The 23,137-nt window shown below is 72.7% G+C and carries 24 protein-coding genes, 2 tRNA genes and 1 pseudogene; 12 read left to right on the top strand and 15 right to left on the bottom strand.

Annotated features, from left to right (window positions below; genetic code table 11):
- Positions 1-14: 14 nt before the first annotated feature.
- Both JSQ78_RS01720 and JSQ78_RS01715 read right to left on the bottom strand, forming a co-directional pair.
- Positions 15-755, bottom strand: a complete 741-nt coding sequence (locus JSQ78_RS01720; RefSeq protein WP_211448920.1) for a zinc ribbon domain-containing protein — start codon at positions 753-755, stop codon at positions 15-17.
- On the bottom strand, positions 746-1,582 hold the full coding sequence (locus tag JSQ78_RS01715) for a Nif3-like dinuclear metal center hexameric protein (RefSeq protein ID WP_211448919.1): 837 nt from the start codon (positions 1,580-1,582) through the stop codon (positions 746-748). Before JSQ78_RS01715 ends, JSQ78_RS01720 begins: the two co-directional genes overlap by 10 nt.
- A 54-nt stretch (positions 1,583-1,636) precedes the next feature.
- On the opposite strand from JSQ78_RS01715, the gene JSQ78_RS01710 reads away from it, so the two are divergent.
- Positions 1,637-1,709 (top strand) — tRNA-Val (locus tag JSQ78_RS01710).
- A 148-nt stretch (positions 1,710-1,857) separates the two neighbouring features.
- On the opposite strand, the gene JSQ78_RS13775 is transcribed toward JSQ78_RS01710, so the two are convergent.
- Both JSQ78_RS13775 and JSQ78_RS13770 read right to left on the bottom strand, forming a co-directional pair.
- Positions 1,858-2,079 (bottom strand): TetR family C-terminal domain-containing protein, encoded by a 222-nt coding sequence (locus JSQ78_RS13775; RefSeq protein WP_249296084.1) that lies wholly within the window; start codon positions 2,077-2,079, stop codon positions 1,858-1,860.
- Between the two features lie 99 nt (positions 2,080-2,178).
- A pseudogene (locus tag JSQ78_RS13770) lies at positions 2,179-2,301 on the bottom strand (hypothetical protein); the annotation flags it as partial.
- Positions 2,302-2,340: 39 nt separating this feature from the next.
- Here JSQ78_RS13770 and JSQ78_RS13765 point away from each other — a divergent pair.
- The gene (locus JSQ78_RS13765; RefSeq protein WP_249295808.1) at positions 2,341-2,547 is read left to right on the top strand and encodes a VOC family protein; all 207 of its coding nucleotides are present in this window, start codon (positions 2,341-2,343) and stop codon (positions 2,545-2,547) included.
- 30 nt (positions 2,548-2,577) lie between these two features.
- Here JSQ78_RS13765 and JSQ78_RS01700 read toward each other — a convergent pair whose 3' ends face one another.
- Positions 2,578-4,044 carry an HNH endonuclease signature motif containing protein gene (locus JSQ78_RS01700; protein ID WP_211448917.1) on the bottom strand — a complete coding sequence of 489 codons (1,467 nt, stop codon included), beginning with the start codon at positions 4,042-4,044 and terminating at the stop codon, positions 2,578-2,580.
- Positions 4,045-4,245: 201 nt separating this feature from the next.
- Positions 4,246-4,704: a peroxiredoxin gene (locus tag JSQ78_RS01695; RefSeq protein WP_211448915.1), complete on the bottom strand. Its 459-nt coding sequence runs from the start codon at positions 4,702-4,704 to the stop codon at positions 4,246-4,248.
- A gap of 151 nt (positions 4,705-4,855) precedes the next feature.
- Here JSQ78_RS01695 and aceE point away from each other — a divergent pair, with 151 nt between their 5' ends.
- The 6 genes from aceE to JSQ78_RS01665 all read left to right on the top strand — a co-directional run bounded on the left by aceE (position 4,856) and on the right by JSQ78_RS01665 (position 12,348).
- Positions 4,856-7,573 (top strand): pyruvate dehydrogenase (acetyl-transferring), homodimeric type, encoded by a 2,718-nt coding sequence (gene aceE / locus JSQ78_RS01690; protein WP_249295807.1) that lies wholly within the window; start codon positions 4,856-4,858, stop codon positions 7,571-7,573.
- 88 nt (positions 7,574-7,661) lie between these two features.
- Complete coding sequence (locus JSQ78_RS01685) at positions 7,662-8,825, top strand: PucR family transcriptional regulator (protein ID WP_211448910.1); 1,164 nt, start codon at positions 7,662-7,664, stop codon at positions 8,823-8,825.
- A 5-nt stretch (positions 8,826-8,830) separates the two neighbouring features.
- The gene (locus JSQ78_RS01680) at positions 8,831-9,751 is read left to right on the top strand and encodes an ACP S-malonyltransferase (protein ID WP_211448898.1); all 921 of its coding nucleotides are present in this window, start codon (positions 8,831-8,833) and stop codon (positions 9,749-9,751) included.
- Positions 9,748-10,761: a beta-ketoacyl-ACP synthase III gene (locus JSQ78_RS01675; RefSeq protein WP_211448896.1), complete on the top strand. Its 1,014-nt coding sequence runs from the start codon at positions 9,748-9,750 to the stop codon at positions 10,759-10,761. Before JSQ78_RS01680 ends, JSQ78_RS01675 begins: the two co-directional genes overlap by 4 nt.
- 36 nt (positions 10,762-10,797) lie before the next feature.
- On the top strand, positions 10,798-11,049 hold the full coding sequence (locus JSQ78_RS01670) for an acyl carrier protein (RefSeq protein WP_021011716.1): 252 nt from the start codon (positions 10,798-10,800) through the stop codon (positions 11,047-11,049).
- 63 nt (positions 11,050-11,112) lie between these two features.
- Positions 11,113-12,348 carry a beta-ketoacyl-[acyl-carrier-protein] synthase family protein gene (locus JSQ78_RS01665; RefSeq protein WP_211448894.1) on the top strand — a complete coding sequence of 412 codons (1,236 nt, stop codon included), beginning with the start codon at positions 11,113-11,115 and terminating at the stop codon, positions 12,346-12,348.
- A 68-nt stretch (positions 12,349-12,416) separates the two neighbouring features.
- On the opposite strand, the gene JSQ78_RS01660 is transcribed toward JSQ78_RS01665, so the two are convergent.
- Together JSQ78_RS01660 and JSQ78_RS01655 are read right to left on the bottom strand one after the other, a co-directional pair.
- On the bottom strand, positions 12,417-12,944 hold the full coding sequence (locus JSQ78_RS01660; protein WP_249295806.1) for a DUF3145 family protein: 528 nt from the start codon (positions 12,942-12,944) through the stop codon (positions 12,417-12,419).
- Positions 12,945-13,047: 103 nt separating this feature from the next.
- Complete coding sequence (locus tag JSQ78_RS01655; protein ID WP_211448892.1) at positions 13,048-13,884, bottom strand: DUF1684 domain-containing protein; 837 nt, start codon at positions 13,882-13,884, stop codon at positions 13,048-13,050.
- A gap of 92 nt (positions 13,885-13,976) precedes the next feature.
- Between JSQ78_RS01655 and JSQ78_RS01650 the strand changes: the two genes are divergently transcribed.
- Both JSQ78_RS01650 and JSQ78_RS01645 read left to right on the top strand, forming a co-directional pair.
- On the top strand, positions 13,977-14,135 hold the full coding sequence (locus JSQ78_RS01650) for a hypothetical protein (RefSeq protein ID WP_211448891.1): 159 nt from the start codon (positions 13,977-13,979) through the stop codon (positions 14,133-14,135).
- A complete protein-coding gene (locus tag JSQ78_RS01645; protein ID WP_249295805.1) occupies positions 14,114-14,926 on the top strand; it encodes an LLM class flavin-dependent oxidoreductase in 813 nt (270 codons plus the stop codon). Before JSQ78_RS01650 ends, JSQ78_RS01645 begins: the two co-directional genes overlap by 22 nt.
- 56 nt (positions 14,927-14,982) lie before the next feature.
- On the opposite strand, the gene JSQ78_RS01640 is transcribed toward JSQ78_RS01645, so the two are convergent.
- Positions 14,983-16,056 carry an alanine racemase gene (locus JSQ78_RS01640; protein WP_211448889.1) on the bottom strand — a complete coding sequence of 358 codons (1,074 nt, stop codon included), beginning with the start codon at positions 16,054-16,056 and terminating at the stop codon, positions 14,983-14,985.
- A gap of 63 nt (positions 16,057-16,119) precedes the next feature.
- Between JSQ78_RS01640 and JSQ78_RS01635 the strand changes: the two genes are divergently transcribed.
- Complete coding sequence (locus JSQ78_RS01635) at positions 16,120-17,484, top strand: APC family permease (RefSeq protein WP_211448887.1); 1,365 nt, start codon at positions 16,120-16,122, stop codon at positions 17,482-17,484.
- Here the strand turns inward: JSQ78_RS01635 and JSQ78_RS01630 are convergent.
- Entirely contained in the window at positions 17,435-18,274 is an 840-nt protein-coding gene (locus JSQ78_RS01630) for a phosphatase PAP2 family protein (protein ID WP_211448885.1), read from the bottom strand. The genes JSQ78_RS01635 and JSQ78_RS01630 overlap by 50 nt on opposite strands.
- A gap of 133 nt (positions 18,275-18,407) precedes the next feature.
- On the opposite strand from JSQ78_RS01630, the gene JSQ78_RS01625 reads away from it, so the two are divergent.
- Entirely contained in the window at positions 18,408-19,109 is a 702-nt protein-coding gene (locus JSQ78_RS01625; protein ID WP_211448884.1) for a 4a-hydroxytetrahydrobiopterin dehydratase, read from the top strand.
- Positions 19,110-19,158: 49 nt separating this feature from the next.
- Here JSQ78_RS01625 and JSQ78_RS01620 read toward each other — a convergent pair whose 3' ends face one another.
- From JSQ78_RS01620 to JSQ78_RS01600, 5 genes are all read right to left on the bottom strand, one after another.
- Positions 19,159-20,184 (bottom strand): NADPH:quinone reductase, encoded by a 1,026-nt coding sequence (locus JSQ78_RS01620; protein WP_211448882.1) that lies wholly within the window; start codon positions 20,182-20,184, stop codon positions 19,159-19,161.
- Between the two features lie 144 nt (positions 20,185-20,328).
- Positions 20,329-20,784 (bottom strand): hypothetical protein, encoded by a 456-nt coding sequence (locus JSQ78_RS01615; RefSeq protein ID WP_211448880.1) that lies wholly within the window; start codon positions 20,782-20,784, stop codon positions 20,329-20,331.
- 112 nt (positions 20,785-20,896) lie between these two features.
- Positions 20,897-20,970, bottom strand: a tRNA-Ile gene (locus tag JSQ78_RS01610).
- Between the two features lie 27 nt (positions 20,971-20,997).
- Positions 20,998-22,197, bottom strand: coding sequence for a glycosyltransferase (locus JSQ78_RS01605; RefSeq protein ID WP_211448878.1), 1,200 nt, complete (start codon positions 22,195-22,197; stop codon positions 20,998-21,000).
- On the bottom strand, positions 22,194-23,135 hold the full coding sequence (locus JSQ78_RS01600) for a DMT family transporter (RefSeq protein ID WP_249295803.1): 942 nt from the start codon (positions 23,133-23,135) through the stop codon (positions 22,194-22,196). The genes JSQ78_RS01605 and JSQ78_RS01600 overlap by 4 nt, the downstream gene beginning before the upstream one ends.
- Between the last annotated feature and the right edge of the window lie 2 nt (positions 23,136-23,137).

The raw sequence follows: 23,137 nt of genomic DNA, 5'->3' as shown, positions 1-23,137 counted from the left end.
CTGGGCGGCCCGCGCTAGATGCCGCTCTCCTCCGTGCGCACGAGGATCGCGGAGGAGTTGGGGTCGAGCAGCACGTCGTCGTCGGCGGCCGACTGGATCGTGTAGAGCTCGGCGGCGGTGAGCTCGACGCCCGAGGCGACCGACGTGCGGCGCTGCAGGAGCGTCGCGCCGATGCCGTAGCGGGCGCGCTGGCGCTCGTAGAGCGCGAGCAGCTCGGGCGAGATGACGGCGGTGCGCTGCTCGCGCTCGGCTCGAGCATCCTCGAGCTCGCGCTCGATGCCAGCGGCCTCGGCGGAGCGCTCGGCGTCGAGGCGGTCGCGCTCGGCGCGCGCCTCGCCGGCCGCCGCGCGCGCTTGCTCGAGCGCGGTCGCGGCGTCCTCCTGCGCCTGCATGGCCTCGAGCTCGAGATCCTCGAGGTCGCTGCGCCGGCGCTCGAGCGTCACGATCTCGTGCTCGGTCGCGGTCGCGACCTTCGCGTCGGTGATGGAGGGCAGCCGCTCGCGGTTGCGCTGCAGCCGCGCCTCGACGACCTTGACGTCGCTCTCGGTGCGGGCGACCTCTGCGGTCGCGTCGTCGTGCGCGCCGAGCCGGTCGAGCACCTCGCGGTCGAGCTCGGCGAGCCGCGCGTCGAGCTCGGCGATGCGCTTGGCCTGCGGCAGCGCCTTCGCCTTCGCGGTCAGCCGCACGATGCGGGTGTCGACGTCCTGCAGCTCGAGCAGTCGGCGCTGCTCGTGGTTCGAGGCCTTCAGTGCCATGCGTGCTCCTCCTGGGGGACGGCGAAGTCCCATGGGTCGGTCCTGATCTCGCTCACCTCGACGGCGACGCCCGGGAGCGCCGAGCGCAGCTGCTCGGCGGCGGGCCGCAGCCACAGCGACTCGCTCGCCCAGTGGGAGACGTCGATGAGCGCGGGGCCCTCGCCAGCGATGTGCCGCTCTCGGGCATCGGAGGCCGGGTGGTGGCGCAGGTCGCTCGTGATGTAGACGTCCGCGCCGAGCACCGCCGACTCGCGCAGCAGCGAGTCGCCCGCGCCGCCGCAGATCGCGACGCGGCGCACCGAGCGCTCGGGATCACCCGCGACGCGCACGCCGCCCGCGACGGCGGGCAGCAGCTGCGCGAGGGTGCGAGCGAGGCCCGAGAGCGAGACCGGCTCGGGCAGGTCGCCCACGCGACCGAGCCCCTTGGCGTCGTCGACGCGGTTGACGACGATCGGCTCGGCGCCCGCGAGGCGCAGCATCGCGGCGAGCTCGCCGCTCGTGCCGCGGTCGACGGCGTCGGCGTTCGTGTGTGCGGCGAGCAGCGCGACGCGCTCGCGTACGAGCCGCGTGATGACGCGGCCGGCGGGCGTCGTCGCGGCGACGCTCGAGACGCCGCGGAGCAGCAGCGGGTGGTGCACGAGCAGCAGGTCGTCGCCGCGCTCGACGGCCTCGGCCGCAGTGGCCTCGGTCGCATCGACGGCGAGCAGGATGCGCGACACCTCGTCAGCGGGATCGCCCGCGACGAGCCCGACGGCGTCCCAGTCCTCGGCGGTCGCGGCGGGCCAGAGCGCCTCGACGGCACGCTGCACATCCGCCACGGTCGTCATGGCCCCATCCTAGGGAGCGCACGGGGCCACCGCGGTCGGTGCGATGATGGTCGAGGGCGGTTGGCGCAGCTGGTAGCGCACTTCGTTTACACCGAAGGGGTCGCCGGTTCGAGCCCGGCACCGCCCACGAGCGGCCTCGATCGACTGTGGCCCGAAGCAGCCGGTCGAGTGCCGAGTGCGCCGACCGCAGCGCCGCAGCCGGGTCGGGCTGGGCGGTGACCCAGACCGCGCTCTCGTTCATCGCTCCGGAGAGCTGCGCGGCGAGCAGGCGGCGCTCACCCCAGCTCCTCGAGCGCGTCGCGGAGGTGGGCACCCGAGTGCTCGGCGTCGCTCCGCCGCCACGCCTCCCAGCCGAGGATTGCTGGCGCGTCGACGAGCAGGATGCGAGCGGTCGCGCGGGCGGTGATGGCGTCTCGGAAGGCGTGCGATCCAGCGCGCAGCCGCTCGAGCGGATCCTCGTCGGCCTCGTCGGCGGCGGCGACCACGCGTTCGGCCACCTCCCCGTGCAGACGGTCGACCACTGGGGCGAGCACCCCAGCCTCGCGGCCGCAGTGGTGGTAGACCGCCCCGCGCGTCACCCCCGCCGCGCGTGCCACATCGTCGAGAGAGACCGCGGCGACGCCTCGGGCGGCGAACTGCGCGCTCGCTCGTACGAGACCGAGTGGTACGTGCCCCTGCGACTGGGCGACTTCGAGCTCGCGATCCTGGCACACGACCATCCGACGATCCCCGCCGGGCGCCGAGCGCTGCCGAGCGGCGTGCTGCTGAACCTCGAGGTGGACGACGTCGACGCGGTGCACGAGCGGCTCACGCGCGAGCTCGGGCTCGAGCCGCGGCTCCCCTTGCGCGACGAGGACTTCGGGCATTGGCACTGCATCTTCGAAGCGCCGGATGGGGCGCTGCTCGACGTGATCCAGCCGATCGCGCCGAGCGCGGCGTTCGCCAAGGCCCACCTCGACGGCTGAGCGATCTGCCGTCCCTTCGCGTCGGACGGCCTAGGTGCGCATCGGGACCGACGGAGGCGTCGTGCCGAGTCGGGTAGGGCTTGCTCCGAGCCATCCCGCGATGCGTTCGCGCTGGCGTCGTCGGGGTCTGCGGATGGGTGGCAGGAGGGTGCGGGTGACGCGCCAGCGGGTGCCGATCCTGTCGATGCGGAGTCTGCCGCTGTGGACCTCGCGATGGCACGTCGGGCATAGCAGGATGCCGTTGTCGGTGTCGGTGGGGCCGCCGTCGGCCCAGCGCATGACGTGGTGCACGTCGCCCCAGGTGGCGGGGATGTGGCAGTCGGGGCCTTGGCAGTGGCGGTCGCGGAGCATGATCGCGATCCGCTGCCAGAGGGAGAACAGCCGCTTGCGGCGGCCGAGCTTGAGGACGTGGCCGTCGCTGTCGACGAGCGCGGCCTGCACGAACCCGTCGCAGACGATCCGGGCCGCGAGCCCGGCCGGGACGGTCTCGCCGGTCTCGACGATGTCGCACGTCGCCGGCCGCCCCTCGGCGTGCTTGTCGAGCTGCGCCTGGGTGATCGCGACCAGCAGCGTCGGCGCGTCGCCGCCGGGCCGGGGCGGCTCGCCCGAGCGGGCGTGGGCGCGGAACAGGCCCACCAGCACGTCCGCGTGCCGCTGCGCGTCGGTGCGCTCATCATCGGCCGGCGCGTCGGGGTTCTCGAAGCCGTCGCCGGTGCGCGGCGAGTCGTAGGCGGCCAGCACCGCCATCACCTCCGCCCCCTCCACCGGCGGGAACGCGACCCGGCCGCGGAAGACCCCGTCCGCGCACTGCGCGAGCGTGAACTCGCGCTCGGCGACCTGCTGATCTTCACGCGGCTCCGCCCCGTCGGGGTCGAGCGCGGAGAGCCACTGCCGCGCCGTGACCGCCAGCAGCTCCGGCGGGGTGGGGACCGCGTCGTCGTAGCCGCGCTCGCCCGGACGCTGCTCCCCCACCGCCGCACCCACGAGGTCCTCCTCCGCGGCCAGCCGGGCGTCGGGGTCGGCGCGGCCGCCGGCGGACTCCAGCACCCCCACGATCGCCCGGCCCTGGTCGATCGCGATCGACCCGTCCTCCAGCGCGCCCGCGACGTGCGGGTAGAGCGGCTCCAGCGGCAGCCCGGTCGACCCCACCCGCGGCGTCGACGCCCGCGCGAGCTGCAGGATCGCCTTCGCCCGCGAGGCCGAGACGCCCGCCTCGTGCCGCAGCGCGGTCTTCGTCGAGTGGTAGCCGAACGTGCGCGCCTGGTTCGGCGCATCCATCGCCGGCACCGAACGCTCCACCACCCCCGCCACCCGCACCAGCGCGCCATCGGCCAGCCGGGCCAGCTCGCCGACAGCGGCGAACGCATCCCAGCGCTCGACATCGCCCATGGACCCGAACGCGGCCAGGATCGCCTCGACATCCGCCTGCACCGCGGCCAGCCGCTCGCGCAGGCGAGCAGCCTCGGGCGACCTGCCCTGCCGCTGCTGCCCGTCCATCACGACCCTCCAACACGACCACACCGACGCCGTCGCTGTCCCCCGATTCTACCGAGCCACTCGAATGTCTGTTCGAGGATCGAGGGGCCTGTGGAGAACTCGGCCGGCGCCGCGACGGCGCTTCGACACGCTTCAGCCGCCTGCCGCGGCGGAGCGGCTCAGCGAGCGGCAGCGGGGCGGAGCGGCCCCGCGGCGGGAAGGTCAGGCGACCTTCGCGAGCGCCTCGCGGTACGCCTCGAGGTCGCGCGACTCGGTCGTCGCGACGCGGAAGTGGTCGGCGATGCGACCCTCGCGGTCGATGACGTAGGTCGCACGGGTCGCGACGCCGCGCTCCGGCAGGAATGCGTCGTAGGCCTGCGCGACCGCTCCGTGCGGCCAGAAGTCGCTCAGCAGGCGGAACGAGAAGCCCTCCTGCTCGGCGAAGACGCGGAGCGACGCCGCGGTGTCGACCGAGATGGCGAGCACCTCGGCCTCGGAGCCCTCGAAGTCGCTGATCTCGTCGCGGATCGAGCACAGCTCTCCCGTGCAACGCCCGGTGAAGGCCGCCGGGTAGAAGACGAGCACGACGGGACGGCCGCGGAGCTCCGAGAGCGTCACAGCCTCCCCCGTGTGATCCGTGAGCGTGAAGTCGGGTGCCTCGTCGCCGATCTGCAGTGCCATGCGGGCCTCCTCAAGTGATCTCGCGCATCCGCTCGACCATCGTGCCAGAGCACCCCCGCGCGCGCCCTTCGAGGACCGGCCGGTGGATAGAGTGGAGGGGTTGCGCCCGCCACCCAGGAGCGCACGCGCCCAATCGACGTCAGGAGCTTCGGTGCTGAACGACCAGGACCCGTACTCGGCCCACGTGAACGACCCCGACCCGAGCGAGACCGCCGAGTGGCAGGAGTCGCTCTCGCAGCTCGTCGAGGCGAACGGCCACCAGCGCGGGCGCGAGATCATGCTGAGCCTGCTGAAGCGCTCGAAGGAGCTGCACCTCGGCGTGCCGATGGTGCCCACGACGGACTACCTCAACACCATCGCGCCCGACGCCGAGCCCGAGTTCCCCGGCGACGAGGCGCTCGAGCGCACCTACCGCCGCTGGATCCGCTGGAACGCGGCCATCATGGTGCACCGCGCCCAGGCGCCCGGCATCGGGGTCGGCGGCCACATCTCGACCTACGCCTCCTCGGCGTCGCTCTACGAGGTCGGCCTCAACCACTTCTTCCGCGGCCAGGACGCCCCCGGCGGCGGCGACCAGATCTTCTACCAGGGCCACGCCTCCCCCGGCATGTACGCCCGCGCGTTCCTCGAGGGCCGCTTGAGCGAGGCGCAGATGGACGCCTTCCGCCAGGAGAAGTCGAAGGCGCCCAACGGCATCCCCTCCTACCCGCACCCGCGGATGATGCCCGACTTCTGGCAGTTCCCGACGGTCTCGATGGGCCTCGGCCCCATCAACGCGATCTACCAGGCGCAGGCCAACCGCTACCTCGTCAACCGCGGCATCAAGAGCGAGCTCGACTCGCAGGTGTGGGCGTTCCTCGGCGACGGCGAGATGGACGAGGTCGAGTCGCGCGGCGCGCTGCAGCTCGCGGCGAACGACGGGCTCGACAACCTCAACTTCGTCATCAACGCCAACCTCCAGCGCCTCGACGGCCCGGTGCGCGGCAACGGCAAGATCATCCAGGAGCTCGAGTCGTTCTTCCGCGGCGCCGGCTGGAACGTCATCAAGGTCATCTGGGGCCGTGAGTGGGATGCGCTCCTCGAGCAGGACCACGAGGGCGCCCTCCGCGACCTCATGAACGCGACGCCGGATGGCGACTACCAGACCTACAAGGCGGAGTCGGGCCTGTTCGTGCGCGAGCACTTCTTCGGCCGCGACCCGCGCACGCTCGAGATGGTCAAGCACCTCTCGGACGACGAGATCTGGGCGCTCAAGCGCGGCGGCCACGACTACCGCAAGGTCTACGCGGCCTACAAGGCGGCGACCGAGCACAAGGGCCAGCCGACCGTCATCATCGCGAAGACGATCAAGGGCTACGGCCTCGGCAAGAGCTTCGAGGGCCGCAACGCGACCCACCAGATGAAGAAGCTCACGCTCGACGACCTCAAGTCGTTCCGCGACGCGATGCAGATCGACATCTCCGACAAGCAGCTCGAGAGCGATCCGTACCACCCGCCGTACTGGAACCCCGGCATGGACTCCCCCGAGATCCAGTACATGCTCGAGCGCCGCCGCGAGCTCGGCGGCTTCACGCCCGAGCGCCGCTCGAAGCACACGATCATCCCGCTGCCCGAGGACAAGACCTACGACATGCCCAAGAAGGGCTCGGGCAAGCAGCAGGTCGCCACGACGATGGCCTTCGTGCGGCTCCTCAAGGACCTGCTGCGCGACAAGGGCTGGGGCGACCGCTTCGTGCCGATCATCCCGGACGAGGCCCGCACGTTCGGCATCGACGCGTTCTTCCCGACCGCGAAGATCTACAACCCGCACGGCCAGAACTACACGTCGGTCGACCGCGACCTGCTGCTGAAATACCGCGAGGCGCCCGACGGCCAGATCGTGCACGTCGGCATCAACGAGGCGGGCGCGATGGCGGCGTTCACCGCGGCGGCGACGTCGTACTCGACGCACGGCGAGCCGCTCATCCCCATCTACGTCTTCTACTCGATGTTCGGGTTCCAGCGCACGGGCGACTCGATCTGGGCGGCCGCCGACCAGATGGGGCGCGGGTTCCTCATCGGCGCGACCGCGGGCCGCACGACGCTCGCGGGCGAGGGCACGCAGCACGCCGACGGCCACTCGCCGCTGCTCGCGTCGACGAACCCCGCGGTGCTCGCCTACGACCCCGCCTACGGCTACGAGATCGCCCACATCACGCAGATGGGCCTCGAGCGCATGTACGGCGAGGAGCCCGAGAACGTCATCGTCTACCTCACCGTCTACAACGAGCCGATGGTGCAGCCGGCCGAGTCCGAGGGCGTCGACGTCGAGGGCATCCGCCGCGGCATCCACCGCGTCTCGACGAGCGATCACCACCCGATCAAGGTGCAGCTGCTCGGCTCGGGCGTCGCCCTGCCGTGGCTCCACCACGCGCAGGAGCTGCTCGGCACCGACTGGGGCATCTCGGCCGACATCTGGTCGGTGACGTCGTGGAGCGAGCTGCGTCGCGACGGCCTCGAGGCCGACGAGCACAACCTGCTCCACCCGCAGGAGCCCGCGAAGGTGCCGTACGTCACGCAGCGCCTGTCGGAGGCCGACGGCCCGTTCGTCGCGACGAGCGACTACATGCGCGCGGTGCCCGACCAGATCCGCGAGTGGGTCCCCGGCGACTACGCGACGCTCGGTGCCGACGGCTTCGGCTTCGCCGACACCCGCGCCGCCGCCCGCCGCTTCTTCAAGATCGACAGCCACTCCGTGGTCGTGCGCGCGCTCGACGCGCTCGCGAAGCAGGGCAAGGTGCCGCTCGGCATGGTGCAGCAGGCGATCGCGAAGTACAGCATCCACGACGTGAACGCCGGCGTGTCCGGCACCGTCGGCGGCGACTCCTAGGCGGCCGCCGCTGACCGCTGACGCCGAGCTGAAGGCGCAGCAGCTCGCGTGGCTGCGCCGCACCTCCGGTGACCTCGCGACGCAGGTGATGCGCGCGCTCGACGACCGGCTGCCGTGGTACCGCACGATGCCGCCGTCGCGGCGCAGCGCGGTCGGCCTCGTCGCGCAATCGGGCATCACGTCGTTCATCGCGTGGCACGAGGACCCGGAGGCGCAGCCGTGGATCGCGGCCGACGTCTTCGCGGCCGCCCCCCGCGAGCTGCTGCGCAGCGTGAGCCTGCAGCAGACGCTGCAGCTCATCCGCACGGTCGTGTCGGTCTTCGAGGAGCGCATCGGCGACGCCGACCCGGCCATGCGCGAGCCGATCCTGCGCTACTCGCGCGAGATCGCGTTCGCGGCCGCCGACGTCTACGCGCGCGCCGCCGAGTCTCGCGGCCTGTGGGACGCGCGCCTCGAAGCGCTCGTCGTCGACTCGATCCTCACGGGCGAGCACGACGACGAGCTGCCGAGCCGCTCGGCGGCGCTCGGCTGGCACGGCCGCGGCGAGTGCGCCGTGCTCGTGGGCGTCGCTCCGCGCATGCTCGACGTCGACGTCGTGCGCCGGAAGGCGAGGCATGCCGGATGCGACGTGCTGGTCGGGGTGCAGGGCACGCGGCTCGTCGTCGTGATCGGTCGCGAGGCCGCGAGCGAGGACGAGCGCGAGCCGGAGCCGATCGAGTTCCTCGCGATCGCCGCGCAGCTCGCCGAGGGCTTCGGCGAGGGGCACCTCGTGCTCGGCCCCGCGGTGCCCGGCATCACCGACGCCGCGAAGAGCGCGAAGGCCGCCCTCGCGGGCTTCGCCGTCGCCGACGCGTGGCGGCGCACGCCGCGGCCCGTGCGCGCCGACGACCTGCTGCCCGAGCGGGCGCTCGCCGGCGACCCGCTCGCCCGCCAGCAGCTCGTCCGGACCGTCTACCAGCCGCTGCGCGACCACTCCTCCGACCTGCTCGCGACCCTCGCGTGCTACCTCGACACCGGTCGCTCGCTCGAAGCGACCGCGCGCGAGCTCTTCGTGCACCCCAACACCGTGCGCTACCGGCTCAAGCGCATCAGCGAGATCATCGGCTGGGACGCGACGGGCGCCCGCGAGGCGCTCGCCATGCACACCGCGATCATCCTCGGCGCGATCCACGACGCCTCGCGCGAGCGCGCCCAGCGGCCGCCGCAGCCGAGCCGCCATGCCTCGCCGGGCAAGGGTGCGGTGGGAGGATGAACGACGTGATCGTCATCGTCGCTCCCGGGCAGGGCTCGCAGAAGCCCGGCTTCCTCTCCCCGTGGCTCGAGCTGCCCGGCGCTCGAGCGCGCCTCGCGGCCCTCGGCGAGGCCGCGGGCATCGACCTCATCGAGCACGGCACCGCGAGCGACGCCGACACCATCCGCGACACGCGCGTCGCCCAGCCGCTCATCGTCGCCGCGGGCATCCTCGCGCTCGACGCCCTCGGCGAGCGCGCGAGCCTCGCGAGCGGCGTCGCCGGCCACTCCGTCGGCGAGATCACCGCGGCCGTCGCCGCGGGCGTGCTCGAGGCCGAGGACGCGATGGCGCTCGTCGGCGAGCGCTCGCGCGCGATGGCGGATGCGGCTGCCGCGACTCCCACGGGGATGGCCGCCGTGATCGGCGCCGACGAGACGGAGCTCGAGACGCGGCTCGCGGAGCTCGGCCTCCAGCCGGCGAACTACAACGGCGGCGGCCAGGTCGTCGTCGCGGGCCCGCTCGACGCGCTCTCGGCGCTCAGCGAGGCGCCGCCCGCTCGCGCTCGCGTCATCCCGCTGCAGACCGCCGGCGCCTTCCACACGAGCTTCATGGAGCCGGCCGTCGAGCGCTTCCGCGCGAAGGCCGCATCCACCCCCACCGCCGACCCGACCACGACGCTGTGGACGAACCGCGACGGCAGCGCCGTCGAGAGCGGCGCGGCGTTCCTCGAGCTCATCGTCGGGCAGCTCTCGAGCCCCGTGCGCTGGGACCTGTGCATGGCCGCCTTCCAGGAGGCGGGCGTGACCGGCATCATCGAGCTCGCCCCCGCGGGAGCGCTCGTCGGGCTCGCGAAGCGCGGCCTGCGCGGCGTGCCGGCGGTCGGCGTGAGCACCCCCGACGACCTGGAGGCAGCCGTTGGGCTGCTGGAGAGCGGAGCCGCAGCATGACGAGCACCACGGGCAAGCCCACCCTGACGAGCCTCCCCACCCGCGCGGGCGCGCGCATCCTCTCGGTCGGAGCCGCGCGCGGCGACCGCGAGGTGCCCAACGACGACCTCGTCGGCCCGATCGACTCCTCCGACGAGTGGATCCGGCAGCGCACCGGCATCATCAGCCGCGTGCGCGCCTCCGAGGGCATCGAGGCGGTCGACCTCGCCGAGACGGCCGCGAAGGAGGCCATCGAGCGGGCCGGCCTCGACGGCGCGCGCATCGACGCCGTGATCGTCTCGACCATCAGCAACACGGTGCAGACGCCCTCGATGGCGGCGCTGCTCACCGAGCGCATCGGCGCGACCCCCGCGCCCGCGTTCGACATCTCGGCCGCGTGCGCGGGCTACGCCTACGGCGTCGCCCAGGCCGACGCGCTCGTGCGCAGCGGCATGGCCGAGCACGTGCTCGTCGTCGGCGTCGAGAAGCTCTCCGAGATCGTCGACCCGACCGACCGCTCGATCAGCTTCCTGCTCGGCGACGGCGCGGGCGCCGTCGTCATCGGCCCCTCCGACGAGCCCGGCATCAGCCCCTCGGTGTGGGGCTCCGACGGCGCGCAGTGGGACACCATCCGCATGACGAACACGCTTGGCTCGATGCGCGAGGGCGCCGCGTGGCCGACGCTCCGCCAGGACGGCCAGAGAGTCTTCCGCTGGGCCGTGTGGGAGATGGCGAAGAAGGCGCGAGAGGCGCTCGACGCCGCCGGCATCGAGCCCGGCGACCTCGCCGCGTTCATCCCCCACCAGGCGAACATGCGCATCATCGACGAGTTCGCGAAGCAGCTGAAGCTGCCCGAGTCGGTCGTGATCGCCCGCGACATCGCGACGACCGGCAACACCTCGGCGGCATCGATCCCGCTCGCGATGCACCGCATCCTCGAGGAGCACCCCGAGCTCTCGGGCGGCCTGGCGCTCCAGATCGGCTTCGGCGCCGGTCTCGTGTACGGCGCCCAGGTCGTGGTCCTCCCCTAGACTTCAACCCGTCCGACCGACAGAAGGAGACATCCCGTGGCCTACACCAAGGACGAGGTCCTCGCAGGGCTCGCCGACCTCGTGAACGACGAGACCGGCATCGCTACCGAGAACGTCCAGCTCGAGAAGTCGTTCACCGACGACCTCGACATCGACTCGATCTCGATGATGACCATCGTCGTGAACGCCGAGGAGAAGTTCGACGTCAAGATCCCGGACGACGAGGTCAAGAACCTCAAGACCGTCCAGGACGCGGTCGACTACATCACGAACGCCCAGGCCGCCTGAGGCCCGTCTGACTGCGCGTGCGGCCGGTTCGACCGGCCGCACGCGCGATCTGTGAGGAGAGCCATGACGAAGAAGATCGTCATCACCGGCATCGGCGCATCGACGCCGATGGGCGGCACCGCTCGCGAGAGCTGGGACGCGCTGCTCGCCGGCGAGTCCGGCGCGCGCTCGCTCGAGCACGACTGGGTGCAGGAGCTGCAGCTGCCCGTCACGTTCGCCGCCGAGGCGAAGGTGCGGCCCGACACGGTGCTCGAGCGGCCGGTCGCGAAGCGGCTCGACCCCTCGAGCCAGCTCGCGCTCGTCGCCGCGAAGGAGGCGTTCGAAGACGCCGGCTCCCCTGAGATCGACCCCGAGCGCCTCGGCGTCGACTTCTCGACCGGCATCGGCGGCCTCTGGACGCTGCTCGACGCCTGGGACACGCTGCGCGAGCGCGGCCCCCGGCGCGTGCTGCCCATGACGGTGCCGATGCTCATGCCGAACGCGCCCTCCGCGGCCATCTCGATGCACTTCGAGGCGCGCGCCTACGCCCGCACGGTCGCCGCCGCGTGCGCCTCGAGCACCGAGGCGCTCGTCAACGCCTACGAGCACCTGCAGGCGGGCCTCGCCGACGTCGTGCTCGCCGGCGGCAGCGAGTCGGCGATCCACCCGCTGACGCTCGCCGCGTTCTCGTCGATGCAGGCGCTCTCGCGCCGCAACGACGACCCGGCCACCGCATCCCGCCCCTACGACATCGCCCGCGACGGGTTCGTCATGGGCGAGGGCGCCGCCGTGCTCGTCGTCGAGACCGAGGAGCACGCGCTCGCACGCGGCGCGAAGATCTACGCCGAGCTCGCCGGCGGCGGCGTCACGGCCGATTCGTACCACATCACCGCGCCCGAGCCCGAGGGCCTCGGCGCAAGCCGGGCCGTGCACATGGCGCTCGAGGCCGCCGGTGCGACGCCCGACGAGGTCACCCACATCAACGCCCACGCGACGTCGACGCCCGTCGGCGACGTCGCCGAGGTGCGCGCGCTCGAGCGCGTCTTCGGCGAGCGGATCCGCGAGATCCCCGTCTCGGCGACGAAGGCGGCCCACGGCCACCTGCTCGGCGGCACGGGCGCGCTCGAGGCGATCTTCACCGCGCTCGCGGTGCAGGAGCGCCAGGCGCCGCCGACGATCAACGTCACCGAGCAGGACCCCGACGCGCCGCTGCGCATCTCGAACGCACCGATGCCGCTCGGCGACGAGCCGCAGCTCGCGGTGTCGAACTCGTTCGGCTTCGGCGGCCACAACGCTGTCATCGCGATCCGCTCGGTCTGAGCGCTGATCGGCGCGAAGCACCGAGGCCCCCGCTGTTCGCAGCGGGGGCCTCGGTCGTTCGGGGGGCGTCAGCCGACGCGGTGCAGCCACGCGACGGGCGACGCATCGGAGGCGTGGCGGTAGTCCTCGAGCTCGCGATCCCACGGGCCCGCCATCGCCTCGTCGAGCTCGGCGAGCAGGGCGCGCGAGTCGGGTCCGGCGGCCTCGATCGCGCTGCGGATGCGGTCCTCGGGCACGAGCAGGGAGCCTGCGGCGTCGATGCGGCGCGCGGCGATGCCGAGCTGCGGCGTATGCATCCAGCGCATGCCGTCGGTGCCGGGCGTCGGGTCCTCCGTCACCTCGAAGCGCACGTCGCGCCAGCCGGCGAGCGCGCTCGCGATCGCGGCGCCCGTGCCGGCGGGCCCGGTCCAGTGCACCTCGGTGCGCTCGGCGCCCGGCTCGGCCGGCTGCGGCTGCCACACGAAGCGCAGCGCATCGCCGACGGCCTGGCCGATGGCCCACTCGAGGTGGGTGCGCATGACGCGCTGGGACGCGTGGATCCAGACGACCCCCGCGGTGGTCGCGGGACGTCGCCTGAGCATGTTCGCAGCAGTCATCGTCTCTCCCTCGTTCGATGCGACTTCCCCATCGGTCGAACGAGCCCGAGTCGATGCCTCGAGTGTGTCACACGCCGGCTGCGAACTCCAAGCGTGTCATTCGCTACTCGGTCTGCGCGGCCTCCGCGAAGATCGGCCGCTGCTCCCCAGCCTCGATCGGGAAGGCGAGGCGGTTGCCCGCCGGCGGGAGCGGGCAGTTGAACTGGTCGCTCATCGCGCACGGGGGCACGATCGCGCGGTTGAAGTCGAGCTCGACCGTGCCGTCGTGCCGGGGCTTGACGAACAGGAAGCGGCCGACGTCGTACGTGGCCTCCCCCGTCGTCGCGTCGGCGAAGACGATCTGCAGGCTGTCGCCGTCGGGCAGCGCGACGAGCTCGACCGATGCGCCCTCGTGCTCGAAGCGGATCGTGCCGGGCGAGACGCCCTTCCGCATGGAGCCGCCCTGCGACTTGCCGTACTCGAAGGCGACGCCGCCGTCGACGGGCTCGAACGTGCCGTGCTTGACCCACGCGGGGTCGTAGTCGAAGGTCGAGATGCCGTCAAAGCCGCGGTCGTCGCCCGCCTCCGCGTCCCACACGCGCAGCGCGAACCGGCCGTGGAAGTCCGGCCCGATCACGAATGCCGTGCGACGGTCGTCGAAGCGCACCGAGCTCGGCGTCATCGAGTCGTGGCTGTAGACCATCGCCACCCCGTCGACCACCTGGCCGTCGACGATGATCTCGGCCGACGCATCCGCCGTCACCTGCAGCCCGTCACCCGCGGGCGAGGGCGCCCACGTGCCCGGCACGCCCTCGACCTCGGTCGGCTCCGAGACCCACGCGGTGGTGACGAGCGCGACCGCGCCCTGCGGGCCGCGCACGCTCGCGTCGCGCTTGCGGCGGAAGGCGAGGTGCGACTCGGGCACGGTGGTGTCGGGGCTCGTGACGGCGGCGTCGGTCATGGCCCAAGCCTACCGATCGGCGTGCGGCGGCAGCCGAGGCCCGGCTGTGCCCGAGCCTGCCGAGCCGGCATCGATCGGCCTAGGATCGCGGCATGGCGCAGCGGATCTGGATCGTGCAGCACGACGAATCCCCCGACAACACGGTGCGCGGCGTGTTCGACGACGAGCTCGCGGCCGACCGGTTCGCCAAGGAGGCCCAGGCGTCGGCGCGACCCCCTACCGTAGGCCCATGGACGCGATGCCGCAGCTGAGCCTCATCCTCCCTCCCGACGTCGCACCCGAGCGCTTCGTCCCGATCGCGCGCGCCGCAGAGGGAGTCGGCGTCGAGGAGGTGTGGGTGTGGGAGGACTGCTTCGCCGAGTCGGGCTCGGCAACCGCGGCGGCGGTGCTCGCCGCGACCGAGCGGCTGCGCGTCGGCATCGGTCTCATGCCCGTGCCGCTCCGCGCCGTCGCGCTCACCGCCATGGAGATCGCGACCCTCGAGCGCATGGCGCCCGGTCGCGTGCTGCCGGGCGTCGGGCACGGCATCCTCGAGTGGATGGGCCAGGCCGGCGTGCGTGCCCAGTCACCGCTCACGCTGCTGCGCGAGCACGCGGAGGCGCTCTCGCGGCTGCTCGCGGGCGACGAGGTGAGCGCGCGCGGCCGGTACGTGCAGCTCGACCGCGTGCAGCTGCGCTGGCCGCCCGCGGCGCGGCCGCCGCTCTACCTCGGCGCGCAGCGGCCCAAGACGCTCGCGCTCGCGGCCGAGCTCGGCGACGGCGTGATCCTCGCGGGCGACGCGACGCCGGCTTCGGCGCGGGCCGCGGTCGAGACGATCCGAGCCGTGCGCTCGGAGCGCGGCCTCGACGCACCGTTCGAGGTCGTGCAGTTCACGAGCGTGCGAGCGGATGCGTCGGCGGCCGAGGTCACGGACGTCGCGGCCGCGCTCGCCGACGCGGGCGCGACGAGCGTGCCGATCTTCGCGCTCGACCCCGACGGCCGCATCGACGTCGGCGACGGCATCCCGCGGCTCGCCGAGACGATCGGCTCGCTCGGCGCCTGAACGATCAGCCTGGGCGATGAGCCAGCGCGATCAGCCAGGGCGATGAGCAGGGCGATTCAGTCGTTGCGGCCGCGAGCCGCGACTCGCCAGCGGGTCGACGCGCGCTCGTCGTCGCCGCGGTCGAAGACGTGCAGCTCGTCGACGAGGTTGACCGCCATGCAGACGTGGTTCGGCACCACGCGCACGCGTGAGCCGAGCGGCGGGAGGTCGCCGGGGAGCTCGACGACGGCGTGGTGCTCGCTCAGCTGCACGATGCGCGCCTCCGGGTGGTCGAGCAGGCGGCCGTGGCCGCTCGCCCACGCCGCGCGATCGGGGCCGAGCACCTTCGAGCCGGCGTCGAGCACCATCCGGCCGCCCGCGTGCGAGACGACCGTCGCGTGCGCCGTGAGCGCGATCGCCGTCGGGTCGATCGTGCCGAGCTCCCACTGCTGCGCGTCGCCGAAGACGCTCACGCCCGGCCGCAGCTCGGTGACGGGCGAATCGACCTCGAGCGCCGCCGCGAAGCTCGGCGTCGAGCCGCCCGAGACGACCATCGGCGCGAGGCCCGCCGAGCGCATCGCGTCCGCTGCCACGCGGAGCCCCGCAGCCTCCTGCCGCGCGGCCTCCGCGCGAGCGTCGGGCGCGTACGCGTGCCCGGGGAAGGCGAAGACGCCCTCGACGTCGATGCCCGCCCCCGCCGCGGCGACCGCGACCTCGCCCGCGCGCTCGGGCGCGCATCCGGAGCGGTGATGGCCGACGTCGACCTCGACGCGCGCCGCGACGCGACCCGCGAGCCCGGCCCGGGCGATGCGCTCGGCGCCTTCGACGGAGTCGACGCCGATCGAGATCGCGGCGCCGGCCGCGGTGAGGTGGCTCAGCCGGGCCGCGCGGTCGCCGTCGATCCACAGCGGGAAGGCGATGAAGAGGTCGTCGAGCCCGGCGGCGGCGAACGCCTCCGCCTCCCCGACCGTCGCGACCGTGAGCCCGTGCGCCCCGGCCGCCAGCTGCATCCGCCCGATCTCGATCGTCTTGTGGGTCTTCGCGTGCGGCCGGAGGGCGATGCCGCGCGCGGTGGCGGCCTCGGCCGCGCGCGCGATGTTCGCCTGCATCCGCTCGAGGTCGATCGCGAGGAAGGGCGTCGAGGGTGCCATGCCTGGAGGCTATCGGCCGCCCCGCTCGGCGTTCCCGCAGGGGCGCCGACCTAGGCTTCGGCTATGAGCGTGGACGAGCAGGCAGCGGCGAAGAGCGGCGAGATCACGACGAAGCTGAAGCGAGGCATCACGGGACCGCTGCTGTTCCTGTTCATCCTCGGCGACGTGCTCGGCGCGGGCGTCTACGCCCTCACCGGCACGATGGCCGCCGAGGTCGGCGGGGCGCTTTGGGTGCCGCTCATCGTCGCGCTGCTCCTCGCGCTGCTGACGGCCGGCTCCTACGCCGAGCTCGTGACGAAGTACCCGCAAGCGGGCGGCGCGGCCGTCTTCGCGCAGCGCGCGTTCAAGAGCCCCATCGTCTCGTTCCTCGTCGGCTTCAGCATGATGGCCGCTGGCGTCGTGAGCGCCGCGGGACTCGCGCTCGCGTTCGCCGGTGACTACCTCGCCGAGTTCGTGCCGGTGCCCGCCGTCGTGGCCGCGCCGATCTTCCTGCTGCTCGTCGCCGCGCTCAACGCGCGCGGCATCCGCGAGTCGATGGCCGGCAACGTCGTCATGACCGTCATCGAGCTCTCGGGCCTGCTGATCATCATCATCGCCGTCGGGCTCATGATGGGCGGCGGAGGCGGCGACGTCTCGCGCGTCGGCGAGTTCCCCGCGGGCGTCAACCCGGCGATCGCGACGTTCTCGGCCGCGATCATCGCCTACTACTCCTTCGTCGGCTTCGAGACCTCCGCGAACGTCATCGAGGAGGTGCGGAACCCGCGCAGGGTCTACCCCCGCGCGCTCTTCGGCTCGCTCATCGTCGCGGGCGTCGTCTACGTGCTCGTCGGGCTCGCGAGCTCGATCGCGATGCCGGCTGACGAGCTCGCCGACTCGAGCGCCCCGCTGCTCGAGGTCTTCGAGGCCACGGGGCTCGCCGTGCCCGGCTGGGTCTTCAGCGCCATCGCGCTCATCGCGGTCGCGAACGGTGCGCTGCTGACGATGATCATGGCGAGCCGGCTCGCGTACGGCATGGCCGAGCAGGGGCTGCTGCCCTCGGTGCTCGGGCGTGTGCTGCCGAAGCGCCGCACGCCGTGGGTCGCGATCCTCGTGACGACCGCGATCGCGATCGGCCTGACGTTCATCGGCGACCTCGGCACGCTCGCCGAGACCGTCGTGCTGCTGCTGCTGTTCGTCTTCCTCAGCACGAACGTCGCGGTGCTCGTGCTGCGCCGCGAGCACGTCGATCGGGAGCACTTCCGGGTCTGGACCTTCGTGCCCGTGCTCGGGATCGCCTCGTGCGTGCTGCTGCTGACGCAGCAGGACCCGCACGTGTGGCTCCTCGGTGCGATCGCGATCGCGGTCGGCCTCGTCGCCTACGCGGCGACGCGGTTCGGGGTCACGAAGCCGGCGCCGGCTCCCGCTGCCGATCGTGCCCGAGACGAGTGAGCAGGTAGAGCCGGTGGGCGGTGATGACGATCGCGAGCCATGCCGCGCCGAGCAGCCAGCCCGCGACGACGTCGGTCACCCAGTGGTGCCCGAGGTAGACGCGGCTCGCCGCGACGAGCAGTGAGGCGACCACCGCGATCGCGATGATCCCCGCCCGCGCCCACACCGAGCGGCGTCGGAGCACGAGCAGGTAGGCGATGATGCCGAGGATCGCGACCGCGTTGAGCGTGTGCCCGCTCGGGAACGACGCGGAGACCTCGTAGGGCGGCACGGCGTCGGTGAGCGGCGGGCGGTCGCGCCCGATGAGCACCTTGCCCGCGACCGTCATGAGCAGCGAGCCCGCGCCCGCGGCGACGACGAGCACGAGGGGCGTCCACGAGCGGCGGCGAAGGCTCAGGATGAGGAGCGACAGGATCGCGATGAGGGGCATGCCGATCGTGCCCGCGAGATCCGTGAACCCCGTGATGAACGCATCCGCCCGTGGATCCCGGATGGTGAGGATGGCGTCGAGCAGCGGGCGGTCGATGCCCGCCACGCCGTCCTCGTCGGTGACCGCGTCGTAGACGCCGACGGCGCCGAGGGCGAGCGCGAACGCGACCACCGCGCCGATCGCGAGGGTGAGGATGAGCGTGCCGTAGGGGCCGACGAGCTCGCCGAGCTTCGCGGTGAGCCCCGAGATCCAGCGCGCGAGCGGTGAGCTCGAGCGCGCGAGCTCGACCTCCGGCTCGCCCGCGTCGTGGACCCGCTCACCCGTGGTGCCGTGCTCGTCCGGCGTGCCCTGCACCCGCATGTCGATCTCCTCGCCGTCGCCCGCTCGTGTGCGCCGACGCTAGCGCGCGCGTCCTGCCGGGGCGCTGTGCACGAGAGGCGATTGCGCCGACCGCCATGCTCTGCAAGCGTTGCGGCTGACCGAGGGAGGTCGCATGGACATGCTGTCTGGCGAGGAGATCGCCGCCGCTGACCTGGCCGACTGGCGCAAGCTCGCGCAAGGGCTGCACGCTCGCTACCGCATCGACGGCTTCGGTGCCGGGGCGCGCTTCCTCGTCGCGGTGGGAGACGCGGGGGATGCGCTCGGTCACCATCCGAGCGTCGCCCTCGGCGACGGGCACGTCGACCTCAAGCTCCTCAGCGACGACGCGATCTACCGCGACGACGCCGGCAACGAGCACGTCGTGCAGTGGGTGACCCAGAAGGATCTCGACCTCGCCCGGCGCATCTCCGAGATCGCGGCCGAGCAGGGACTCACGGCCGACCCGGCTGCGGTCACGGCTATCGAGCTCGGACTCGACACGGCAGACTCCGCCGCGATCGCACCGGTGTGGGCGGCGCTCCTGACGGGCGACCCGGCGGCGCGGGGCCTCGGCTCTCCGAGCGACGAGATCCGCGACCCCACGGGACGGGTGCCGAACCTGTGGTTCGGGGACGCTGCGGAGCGGGACCAGGAGCGCTTCCACATCGAGGTCTACGTACCGCCTGAGGTCGGCCCGCAGCGGATCGCGGCCGCGCTCGCCGCCGGCGGGACGGTCGTCGACGACAGCAAGGCTCCGTGGCTCACCGTGATCGCCGACCGAGAGGGCAACCGGGGCGTCGTCTGCGTCGACCCCTCAGCCGTCAAGCAGGGATAGCGAGGATGAGTGACGCGCCCCAAGAGCGACCTTGTCAAGCTCGACGAGCTCAGCGGAGGTCGTCGTCCACCGAGATGAGCACCTTCCCGGTGACGCCGCCCTCGACCGCGTCGTGGGCCGCTGCCGTCTGCTCGAGCCGGAACCAGGTCAGAGGCAGGCCAGCGGCCTCCCCCACCGGAAGGGCGCCGGCTTCGAGCGCGGCCGTGATGTCCTCCGCGGCGGCGGCGAGCGCCTCCCGACCGACGGTGTAGAGCAGCAGTCCTTGCCAGCGCGCGTTCTTCGCGAAGCTCGCCGCGATCGGGGCAGTGAACTCGTCGCCGTTGTTGTTCGCGTAGTACGCGATGCTGCCGTGGTTGGCGAGCACCTCGACGTCGAGCGCGGCGTTCTGCGCCGGTGCGACCTCGACGATGTGGTCGACGCCGTCCGGAGCGACAGCGCGCACCTTGGCCGCGAGCTCGTCATCCGGGTACTGCAGCACGAGGAGCGCCCCCGCCGCGCGCGCGAGCGCGGCCTTCTCGTCGCTGCTGACCGTCGCGATCACGGTCGCGCCCGCCCAGGCTGCCAGCTGGATCGCGGCGTGGCCCACCGCGCCTGCGCCACCCTGCACGAGCACGACGCGCCCGTCGAGCGCCCCGGGCGCGAGCCGCGCCGGCCCGAGCTCGTGCACGGTGAGCGCGCGGTGGGCGGTCATCGCGGGCACGCCGAGGCTCGCCGCGACGTCGAATCCGATGCCGTCGGGCAGACGGACGACGCAGTCTGCAGGCACGACCGTGAGTTCCTGCGCGGTCCCCGTCGGTCGCTGATGGGCGGCGAGGTGGATCCAGACGCGATCGCCGACCTGCAGATCCTCGACGTCCGAACCGACGGCATCGACGACGCCCGCGCCGTCCTGGTTCGGGACGACCTCGGCGAACTCGAGCGGCCTGCTGCCCGCGCGCGCCTTCCAGTCGGTCGGATTGACGCCCGACACGGCGACACGGACTCGCACCTCGTCCGGACCCGGCACCCCGGGCTCGCGGTCGGTGAGCTCGAGGACGGACGAGGATCCGGGCTGGGAGTAGACGATGGCTCGCATGAGGGGTGCAAGGTGCGAGCGGCCGCGAGCATTCCCTGGCCAGTGCCAGGTCGCCGTGGGAGAGGTCCGCCGCTCAGCGCCCGTGCGTCGGGCAGAGGTGCGCGAATGAGGCGCGGCGACAGCGATCGCAGTGCCGACCCAGGATCACATGCCGCACAGCTCGGTCTCCGCGGCCTCGGCGATGACGCGGTACTCGTCCGCGGTCCAGCCGTAGAGCTCAGCCTGCTCGGCGTGCTCGTCGGCGTCGCCCCTTCGCTCCTCGTCGATGTAGAGGCGGTCGCACCACTGGTAGCCGGCGCCGATGACGACGTGCCGGAACGCTTCGATCGGCTCGCCCTCGGCGGGCGGCAGCTCCGAGCCGATCAGGCGGAGCTCTTCGGCGACGGAGGCGGCGAAGTCCCGCTCCCACGTGCGGTGCTCCTCCTGGTACATCTCCTCCTCGGCCGGGTCGAACCCGTCGTCGCTCGACGGGTCGTAGGGGCCGTAGCCGCCGACGAAGCCGTAGCTGAACGGGTCGGCGAACGGCGGGACGATGACGCAGCCGGTGAGTCCGACCGCTGCGGCGGCGCTGATGGTGAGCGCGGCGAGCGTGCGTCGCATAGACGAGCCTCTCGAGAGGGACGATCGGGCGGCCGCGCTGGGGTGCTCGTCGCTCCGAGGAGAGTGTTGCACGAGGAGCCGCCCATCGCGGGCTCTGCCCGAACGCCTCTCGTAGGGCGGACGGGACTTGAACCCGTGACCGAGGGATTATGAGTCCCCTGCTCTGACCAGCTGAGCTACCGCCCCGCGGGCGCGAGGCCCGACCGGTCGAGCCTAGTCGCTGAGCTCGACCCGGGTGTCAGGGTCGCGGATGTCCTCACCCCGGTAGAGGCGCTCGAACGCGGTGATCGTCCGCTCGATGTCGTGCGGCGCGACCATCTCGAGGCTGTGCTGGCGGAACTTGCCGTACTCCTGGTCGCTCAGCCGCAGGACGCGCTCGAGCTTCTCGGCGAGGTCGACGGCATCGTCCGGCCGGAAGAGCCAGCCGTTCGCACCGTCGCGCACGAGGTGCGGCAGCGCCATGGCGTCGGCCGCGACGACGGGCAGCCCCGTCGCCATGGCCTCCATCGTGGCGATCGACTGCAGCTCGGCCGTCGACGGCATCGCGAAGACCTCGGCGCTGCGCAGGCGCTCACGCAGCTCCTCGTCGCTCACGTAGCCGGTGAGCGTCACGCGGTCGCTGATGTGCAGCTCGCGAGCGAGCGCCGCGAGCTCGTCGATCTGGTCGCCGCCGCCGACGATGTCGAGGTGCCAGTCGAGATCGGTCGACAGCTGCGCCACGGCGCGCACGAGCGTCTCGAGCCGCTTCTCGCTCGTGACGCGGCCGACGAACACGATGCGGCCGTGCTGCCGCTCCGGGTTGGGCCGGTACTCGTCCCCCGGCAGTCCGCACGAGATGGCGTGCACGCCCGTGAGACCCGTCATCTTCTCGAGGTAATCGGCGCTGCGGCGCGTCGGCGTCGTGACGACGTCGCAGCGGCCGAGCACCTTCGCCGCGTCGCGCCAGGCGAAGTCGACCGTCTTGCCCTGCAGCGCCTGCGGGATGTTCGAGTGGTCCATGAGGTTCTCGAACATGAGGTGGTTCGTGCCGATGACCCGGATGCCGCGCTTCTTGGCCTCGATCGAGAACGCCCGGCCGAGCACGATGTGCGACTGGAAGTGCACGACGTCGGGGCGCAGCGCGTCCAGCAGCGACGCCGCGTTCGAGAACATGCGCCACGGCTCCGCGAACCGCAGCCACTCGTGCCCGGGGTAGAGCAGCGACCGCAGCCGGTGCACCGTGAACCGCTCGCCCTCGTGCTCCTCGACGTGCGTGCCGTGCCGGCCGCGGCCGAGCGAGGAGGCGACGACGTGCACCTCGTGCCCGCGCTTCGTGAGCCGCGCTGCGAGCCGGGTGGTGAACTTGGCGGCGCCGTTCACGTCGGGCGCGAAGGTGTCCGTCGCGATCAGGACGCGAAGCGGTCGGTCGGTCATGGAGTCTCCTCGGGCGCCTCGGCGAGCGGGCGGATCTGGGGATGGTGCCGAGCGAGCTGCAGCACGCCGGTGACGGCGATCGCTCCCGCGGCGGCGAAGACGATGATGGCCCACGGCGGCGTCGCGGCGGCCTCGCCGAGCACCGTCACGCCGATGAGCACGGCGACGAGCGGGTCGACGACCGTGAGGCCGGCGATCACGAGATCGGGCGGGCCGGATGCGTGGGCGAGCTGCACGGCGTAGCTGCCGGCCGCGAGGGCGATCACGACACCGATGCCGCAGACGATCGTGAGCCACTCGAACTGGCCGGAGATGATGCGGTTGATGACGATCTTCGAGAGCGTGACGACGAATCCGTAGAGGACGCCGGCGGTGACGATGTAGAAGATCGCGTTCGCGCGCTTGCGGTAGAACCACCACGCGACGCCGACGCCCGCGAGGCCCACGACGAGCAGCGCGAGGACCGTGAGCAGCTGCCGGTCGCTGATGGGCCGCTCGACGGCGAAGATCGCGGCGACGCCGACGAAGATGCCGATGCCGACGAGGCACAGCGCGATCGCGCGGATCGTGCGGTGATCGAGCTTGATCTTCGCGAGCCGCGCGTTCAGGATCGCGGTGACGACGAGCGCCACCGCGCCGAGGGGCTGCACGACGATGAGCGGCGCGAGCGCGAGCGCACCGAGCTGCATGACGACCGCGAGGCCGAGCAGCAGCGTGCCGACGACCCACGCGGGGTTCCGCAGCAGCCGCAGCACGGCCGAGCCGCCGAGGTGCGCGCCGCGCTGGTCGCCGCCCTCGAACTGGTCGACGCCGCGGTGCTGGAACTGGGTGCCGACCGAGAGGAAGACGGCGCCGACGATCGCCACCGGGATCCCGAGGGCCTGCATCGGCGTGAGCGAGATCTCCGCCGCCAGGTCGTCGAGAGAGGTGAACAGCACCA

It is taken from the genome of Agrococcus sp. Marseille-Q4369, assembly GCF_018308945.1.
In the GTDB taxonomy this organism is placed as follows: Bacteria; Actinomycetota; Actinomycetes; order Actinomycetales; family Microbacteriaceae; genus Agrococcus.
The sequence above is the reverse complement of the archived record's forward strand: the minus strand, read 5'-3'. Positions and strand labels throughout refer to the sequence as shown.

Excerpts from the sequence above, each read along its gene's own strand:
- JSQ78_RS01720 (WP_211448920.1), bottom strand. The coding sequence starts at position 755 with ATGGCACTGAAGGCCTCGAACCACGAGCAGCGCCGACTGCTCGAGCTG.
- JSQ78_RS01715 (WP_211448919.1), bottom strand. The coding sequence starts at position 1,582 with ATGACGACCGTGGCGGATGTGCAGCGTGCCGTCGAGGCGCTCTGGCCC.
- JSQ78_RS01700 (WP_211448917.1), bottom strand. The coding sequence starts at position 4,044 with ATGGACGGGCAGCAGCGGCAGGGCAGGTCGCCCGAGGCTGCTCGCCTG.
- JSQ78_RS01695 (WP_211448915.1), bottom strand. The coding sequence starts at position 4,704 with ATGGCACTGCAGATCGGCGACGAGGCACCCGACTTCACGCTCACGGAT.
- JSQ78_RS01685 (WP_211448910.1), top strand. The coding sequence starts at position 7,662 with ATGCGCGCGCTCGACGACCGGCTGCCGTGGTACCGCACGATGCCGCCG.
- JSQ78_RS01675 (WP_211448896.1), top strand. The coding sequence starts at position 9,748 with ATGACGAGCACCACGGGCAAGCCCACCCTGACGAGCCTCCCCACCCGC.
- JSQ78_RS01665 (WP_211448894.1), top strand. The coding sequence starts at position 11,113 with ATGACGAAGAAGATCGTCATCACCGGCATCGGCGCATCGACGCCGATG.
- JSQ78_RS01660 (WP_249295806.1), bottom strand. The coding sequence starts at position 12,944 with ATGACTGCTGCGAACATGCTCAGGCGACGTCCCGCGACCACCGCGGGG.
- JSQ78_RS01655 (WP_211448892.1), bottom strand. The coding sequence starts at position 13,884 with ATGACCGACGCCGCCGTCACGAGCCCCGACACCACCGTGCCCGAGTCG.
- JSQ78_RS01650 (WP_211448891.1), top strand. The coding sequence starts at position 13,977 with ATGGCGCAGCGGATCTGGATCGTGCAGCACGACGAATCCCCCGACAAC.
- JSQ78_RS01645 (WP_249295805.1), top strand. The coding sequence starts at position 14,114 with ATGGACGCGATGCCGCAGCTGAGCCTCATCCTCCCTCCCGACGTCGCA.
- JSQ78_RS01640 (WP_211448889.1), bottom strand. The coding sequence starts at position 16,056 with ATGGCACCCTCGACGCCCTTCCTCGCGATCGACCTCGAGCGGATGCAG.
- JSQ78_RS01635 (WP_211448887.1), top strand. The coding sequence starts at position 16,120 with ATGAGCGTGGACGAGCAGGCAGCGGCGAAGAGCGGCGAGATCACGACG.
- JSQ78_RS01630 (WP_211448885.1), bottom strand. The coding sequence starts at position 18,274 with ATGCGGGTGCAGGGCACGCCGGACGAGCACGGCACCACGGGTGAGCGG.
- JSQ78_RS01625 (WP_211448884.1), top strand. The coding sequence starts at position 18,408 with ATGGACATGCTGTCTGGCGAGGAGATCGCCGCCGCTGACCTGGCCGAC.
- JSQ78_RS01620 (WP_211448882.1), bottom strand. The coding sequence starts at position 20,184 with ATGCGAGCCATCGTCTACTCCCAGCCCGGATCCTCGTCCGTCCTCGAG.
- JSQ78_RS01615 (WP_211448880.1), bottom strand. The coding sequence starts at position 20,784 with ATGCGACGCACGCTCGCCGCGCTCACCATCAGCGCCGCCGCAGCGGTC.
- JSQ78_RS01605 (WP_211448878.1), bottom strand. The coding sequence starts at position 22,197 with ATGACCGACCGACCGCTTCGCGTCCTGATCGCGACGGACACCTTCGCG.